We start from the raw sequence: 4,887 nt of genomic DNA on the forward strand, positions 1-4,887 counted from the left end.
CTTGATCACCCATTCTGGTTTCGGTGTCTTACTGATCACGTTGAACCAGAATCACTGATCAACTTGCATCAGAATCGATGATCACGTTGCATCAGAATCGGTGATCATTTTGGTCCAGAAAACGCATATAGAAAACGCGGGGATCAGGAGTGACGCTAAAGGGGCGTTCACGAAAGCCAAAGAAGTCATTATACATGACGATCCTCTCCGAAAAGGTCGCTGATAGTGAAGTGTCGTAAGATCTAGGTTCTGGATCAGAGATCGACTTCTCTTCGTCTTTTGTTCATTCGTCCGTAGAGTGCCTGCTTGTGACACGCCTACAGGAAGCCTCTACCGAGACCAGTCTCTATACCCGATAATAGCATTAGCGCTAGGTCCTTTCCTAATTATAAATTTAGGACCTGGGGTGAAATTTACTAGGTCTAAGGGTAATTATTGAGGTGCGTTTTTCCGGAAGAATAAAGGGCAGAGCTGTGAGCCTCGATACTCACAGCCCTCCTCGTGAAGGCTCCTCGGGTAGGACTCGAACCTACAACCCATCGGTTACGAAAGCCCCAAGATTTCTCTTAGGTTCGGACTATCTCATCGCCCATCTAGTGAAAGTACACCAGATGAGGGCGCCGGGCGCTTGTGAGGCTTTATTGGTTGGGTTCCTCAGCCTCTAGTCTCTGCACGTTCCTGCTTACTTCAAACCCTTCAGCAGGCTTCGCTCAGGGTTACCATGCTACAAAGTTAGTTTAGGCTTCCCTGAATTCACCCAGTTGTTCAACCGTGGTTTCCCACGGAGGCTGCAACTTTGCATGAATCTCACGATGACAATTCGCACACACGAGTATGCACTTCCTTAATTCTTCGCGAACTTTCTCCCAACTGCGGGTGTACCCTTTGCTGGAAATACCAAAATCCTTGTGCGAAGAACTCGTATGATGAAACTCCAAAGCTTCCATACATCGATCGTATCCACATACCTGACAACACCCACCTTTGTGGGCAATTGCTCGCTGGCGTAACTCTTTCCGTCGTCTACGAACAACTTCTATTAAGTATACTCGACGATCTGCGTATGTTCGCTTCTCAGCCATCGATTCACGGTTTTTACAGCCGATTGCTCTGCCGGTTGAGCTACCGAGGATCGTGAGGCAGAGTTGTAGCAAAGGGGCAGAAACGTGTAAAGCGCGGCACGATGAGAAACTACATCTCTCGTCGCCCTTCAATAGCACGACCGAGAGTGACAGCATCAACGTATTCCACATCGCCGCCCATCGGGATGCCGTGGGCAATACGGCTGACACGAATGCCTAGCGGCTTAATGAGTTTCGCCAGATACAACGCTGTGGCTTCACCTTCCACCGTCGGATTGGTTGCAATAATGACCTCACGTGTGTGTCCGCGACGAAGCCGTTCCATCAGTTGGGTAATTTTGAGTTGCTCAGGTCCGATACCATCAAGTGGAGCAAGGACTCCCTGTAAAACATGATAATGGCCATGGTACTCCTGTGCTCGTTCAACGGCCATTTGATCTGCGGGTTCTTCTACAACACAAATCGCCTCGTCACTCCGTTTCGGGTCGTTACAAACCGGACATAAATCGCCTTCGGCAAAACTGAAGCACTGTTGGCAATACGATGTCTCTGCTTTTACCGCCCAGATCGCTTCAGATAAATTTTCCACATATTCGCGCCCAGCGCCCAAGATAAACAACGCCAAACGAGTCGCCGTTTTCTCACCGATACCTGGGAGTTTCCCTAACTCCTGGACAAGGCGTGCAAGTGCGGGAGTCAGCGGCATGATATCCTTCGTCTCGCAAAGAACAGACAGACTTCCTCAAGCAGTCAAACCAGGAATCTTCAGACCTCCGGTCACCTTCGCCATCTCATCTGCCATGAGCTTCTGGGCTTTACGCAGTCCTTCATTGACCGCAGCGATCACCAGGTCTTGCAGCATTTCTTGATCACCAGATGTAACCACCGTGGGCTCAATCCGTAGTGAGACTAATTCGAGGCGGCCACTGACCACAGCGGTCACCATCTTGCCACCGGCAGAGGCTTCTACTGTTTTATTGGCAGCATCCTCTTGCGCGCGGCTGAGTCTATCTTGCAACTGCTTGGCCTGTTTCATCAAATCGCCCATGTTTGCCATAGCTGCTCCTTATTGTGACGGCTCGTTAGATACTCGATGCGAGCGGGTTTTTTGGACTTCTCCTCCCAAAACATCAAGGACAGTTTTGACGAGAGAGTCATCCGTTCCAGGTTGGCTTTGAGGAGTCGCGGCCTGCCCTCCATGAGGCACTGGTGACGGCGGCGACGGAGAGGAAGTGGCACCACCTTTTGTGACTTCTACCGTCAATGGACGCCCAAAGGCGCGTTTCGCCGCAGTCTCCAGGAAAGCAACATTTTCCTTACGAGAGAGTTCCTTAAAATAGGGATCTTTCTCAAGGCCAATACGGAGACTGGTCTGGGTGATATCGAGGAGGCGACCAGATTTCAGGGCAAAGAACACGGAAATCTTTTCCTTCTGCACCGCAGCTAAAAATTTATCCCAGGCTTGTTGCTGGTCGGCATTCACAGCAGTAGCTTCTTCAACCCGCGGGCTATCTTCTTCTTGCTGCATGGGAGAAGGTCTTGGACGAGACGGTGGCGGATCTTCTCGACGCGGATTCACTGCAGGACGAAGAGCCGGGACCTCGTCTTTAGGTAATGGAGCAGGCGGACGCAGAGGCGCCATAGACACAGCGGGTTGTGCCGCAGGTGAATGCAGCTGACTTGCTGGGCGCGCAGATAAAGGTTGGCCACTCAAACTCTGAGCGACAGTTTCCAGTCGGGCTAAGGCTTCATCAATCGGCAATACTGCTGGCTGGCTGGCAAGTTTGACCAGGGTCATCTCGACAACGAGCTGAGCATACGCAGTCTTGCTGACGTCTTCTTCTGCTCGCAGAGTAAGAGTAAAGAGCCGTTGCAAATCTTCAAGCGAGCGTCGTGAAGCTTGCTGTTGGACCTCAGCGATTTCGTGATCAGGAAGATCCGCCAGGGCTGCCAGTTCCGGGTTGACCTTGACGAAAACCAGATTGCGGAAATGTTCAAGCAAATCATGGCAAAGACGTCGTGGATCATACCCATGTTGATATAAATCCCCAGCTAAGCGTAACGCTGAAGCCGGGTCTTGACCCAATACGTCTTCCACGAGCCGGAACAATGCTTGCCGGTCGGCAACACCAAGGGACTCTTGCACTGTTCGTTCATTAATCTCTCCGTTACTCCAGGCTACAACTTGGTCCAGTAACGATTCGGCATCACGCAGGCTGCCGTCAGCTTCACGAGCAAGCAGGGCAAGTCCACGATCATCAACCGTCAAGCCTTCGCGTTCAGCAATCGAACGCAATTTGGCGATAAGCTCACGCAACGGAATACGTTTGAAATCGTAGCGTTGACAGCGTGAGGAAATCGTCGCCAGTATTTTATGAGATTCGGTGGTGGCAAAGATAAACTTGACATGGAGTGGAGGTTCTTCAAGGGTCTTGAGTAAGGCGTTGAACGCCGCGTTCGACAACATGTGGACTTCATCAATGATGACCACACGAAAGCGACTTTTGACCGGGCGGTATTGGATTCCTTCGGTCAGATCACGGATATTATCGACACCGGTATGCGATGCACCATCGATTTCTAACACATCGAGCGCAGTGCCAGCAGTAATCTCAGTACAATTACTGCAAGTGTTACATGGCTCAGCAGTTGGGCCATTCTCACAGTTGAGGGCTTTGGCTAACAGGCGTGCAGTAGTGGTTTTTCCCACACCGCGAGGACCAGTAAACAAAAACGCATGTGCCACTCGCCCGCTGGTAATCGCATTACGCAGCGTCCGGGTCACATGTTCTTGCCCTACAACTTCGTCAAAGGTTTGCGGTCGCCACTTACGCGCAAGAACAAGGTAGCTCATATTCATGAAAAATTAAAAATGCAAAATGCAAAATGCAAAATGGGGAAAGAAAATTTCGTCGTTCTCCATTTTTAATTTTACATTTTGCATTGTTCGCGCCGCCACTGGTGATAGCTAGGCTTCCCTGCGGCACAGGGTTAGAATCGGTACCGTTGCTTCCTTCCGGACCTGGCGGAGTTCCCGACCTCCCTTGCGCAGGACCTAGCTATCACCACTGACGGAGAGGGAGGGATTCGAACCCTCGGTACCGGTAAAGGTACACACGATTTCCAGTCGTGCCCAATCGGCCACTCTGGCACCTCTCCCCACCAACCTTCTCACATCGAGAGACAACTGGCTCTCATTCTTTATTTCTAGAGGGTTTTTGAGGTTGTAACACCTCCGTTGTGCTCCCGCAAGGAGGAAATAAATCCTCACTGTAACCTCGGTATAGGCATCGTATTTACAGCGGAGACAACAGTAGAACATCTCCCCTTCAATGTGCTCAGAGTGTACAGAACGAAAAGAGAAATCCCCTCATTCATGCTGAGCCTGTTGCCTCGTGAATGAGGAGGATCGCTACACATGATTAAAATGACCTAGGGAATTATAGCCTATTTACCGCTTCTCCCAAGGGTCGGTTTCTTGAACGCAGAGCCCACTCTACTTAGTATTCATGATTTATGAAGCTTTCTTCTTTTACTTTGCGCTGAACAAATCCCAGCGGACAAAAACAAAGGCTGGCACGAAGTCTGAACCAATATTTTTTCATCCGAATCTGCCCTTTGGTACAATATCGTCCTACGCGTTTCCAGAGGCTTACGCTGCCCCAGAAATCAAGGATTTTCAAATTCTGGTAATTCTCGTACCTGTCACCCCTTGACAGGTCACTCGAAGTTAGGGTAAACGCCCCACTAAGGCATGGGCAAGAATTAAGTTACCGATTAAGAGCGAGGAAGAAGCGTATAGTTC

At 50.2% G+C, this 4,887-nt stretch carries 3 protein-coding genes, 1 tRNA gene and 1 other RNA gene; all 5 read right to left on the minus strand.

Annotation, left to right across the window (positions count from 1 at the left end; all coding sequences use genetic code 11):
• Positions 1-1,191 precede the first annotated feature (1,191 nt).
• The 5 genes from recR to FJ147_27125 all read right to left on the minus strand — a co-directional run bounded on the left by recR (position 1,192) and on the right by FJ147_27125 (position 4,241).
• Positions 1,192-1,788, minus strand: coding sequence for a recombination protein RecR (gene recR / locus FJ147_27105; GenBank protein MBM4259557.1), 597 nt, complete (start codon positions 1,786-1,788; stop codon positions 1,192-1,194).
• A 36-nt stretch (positions 1,789-1,824) separates the two neighbouring features.
• Positions 1,825-2,139 (minus strand): YbaB/EbfC family nucleoid-associated protein, encoded by a 315-nt coding sequence (locus FJ147_27110; GenBank protein ID MBM4259558.1) that lies wholly within the window; start codon positions 2,137-2,139, stop codon positions 1,825-1,827.
• Between the two features lie 9 nt (positions 2,140-2,148).
• Positions 2,149-3,942, minus strand: coding sequence for a DNA polymerase III subunit gamma/tau (dnaX, locus tag FJ147_27115; protein MBM4259559.1), 1,794 nt, complete (start codon positions 3,940-3,942; stop codon positions 2,149-2,151).
• A 103-nt stretch (positions 3,943-4,045) separates the two neighbouring features.
• Positions 4,046-4,143: signal recognition particle sRNA small type (gene ffs, locus FJ147_27120), an RNA gene on the minus strand.
• A gap of 8 nt (positions 4,144-4,151) precedes the next feature.
• A tRNA-Ser gene (locus tag FJ147_27125) sits at positions 4,152-4,241 on the minus strand.
• Between the last annotated feature and the right edge of the window lie 646 nt (positions 4,242-4,887).

It is taken from the genome of Deltaproteobacteria bacterium, assembly GCA_016874775.1.
In the GTDB taxonomy this organism is placed as follows: domain Bacteria; phylum Desulfobacterota; class Binatia; order Bin18; family Bin18; genus VGTJ01.

What these genes read in the sequence shown, in the direction of transcription:
- FJ147_27110 (MBM4259558.1), bottom strand. Translation starts at nt 2,139, where the DNA reads ATGGCAAACATGGGCGATTTGATGAAACAGGCCAAGCAGTTGCAAGAT.
- recR (MBM4259557.1), bottom strand. Translation starts at nt 1,788, where the DNA reads ATGCCGCTGACTCCCGCACTTGCACGCCTTGTCCAGGAGTTAGGGAAA.
- dnaX (MBM4259559.1), bottom strand. Translation starts at nt 3,942, where the DNA reads ATGAATATGAGCTACCTTGTTCTTGCGCGTAAGTGGCGACCGCAAACC.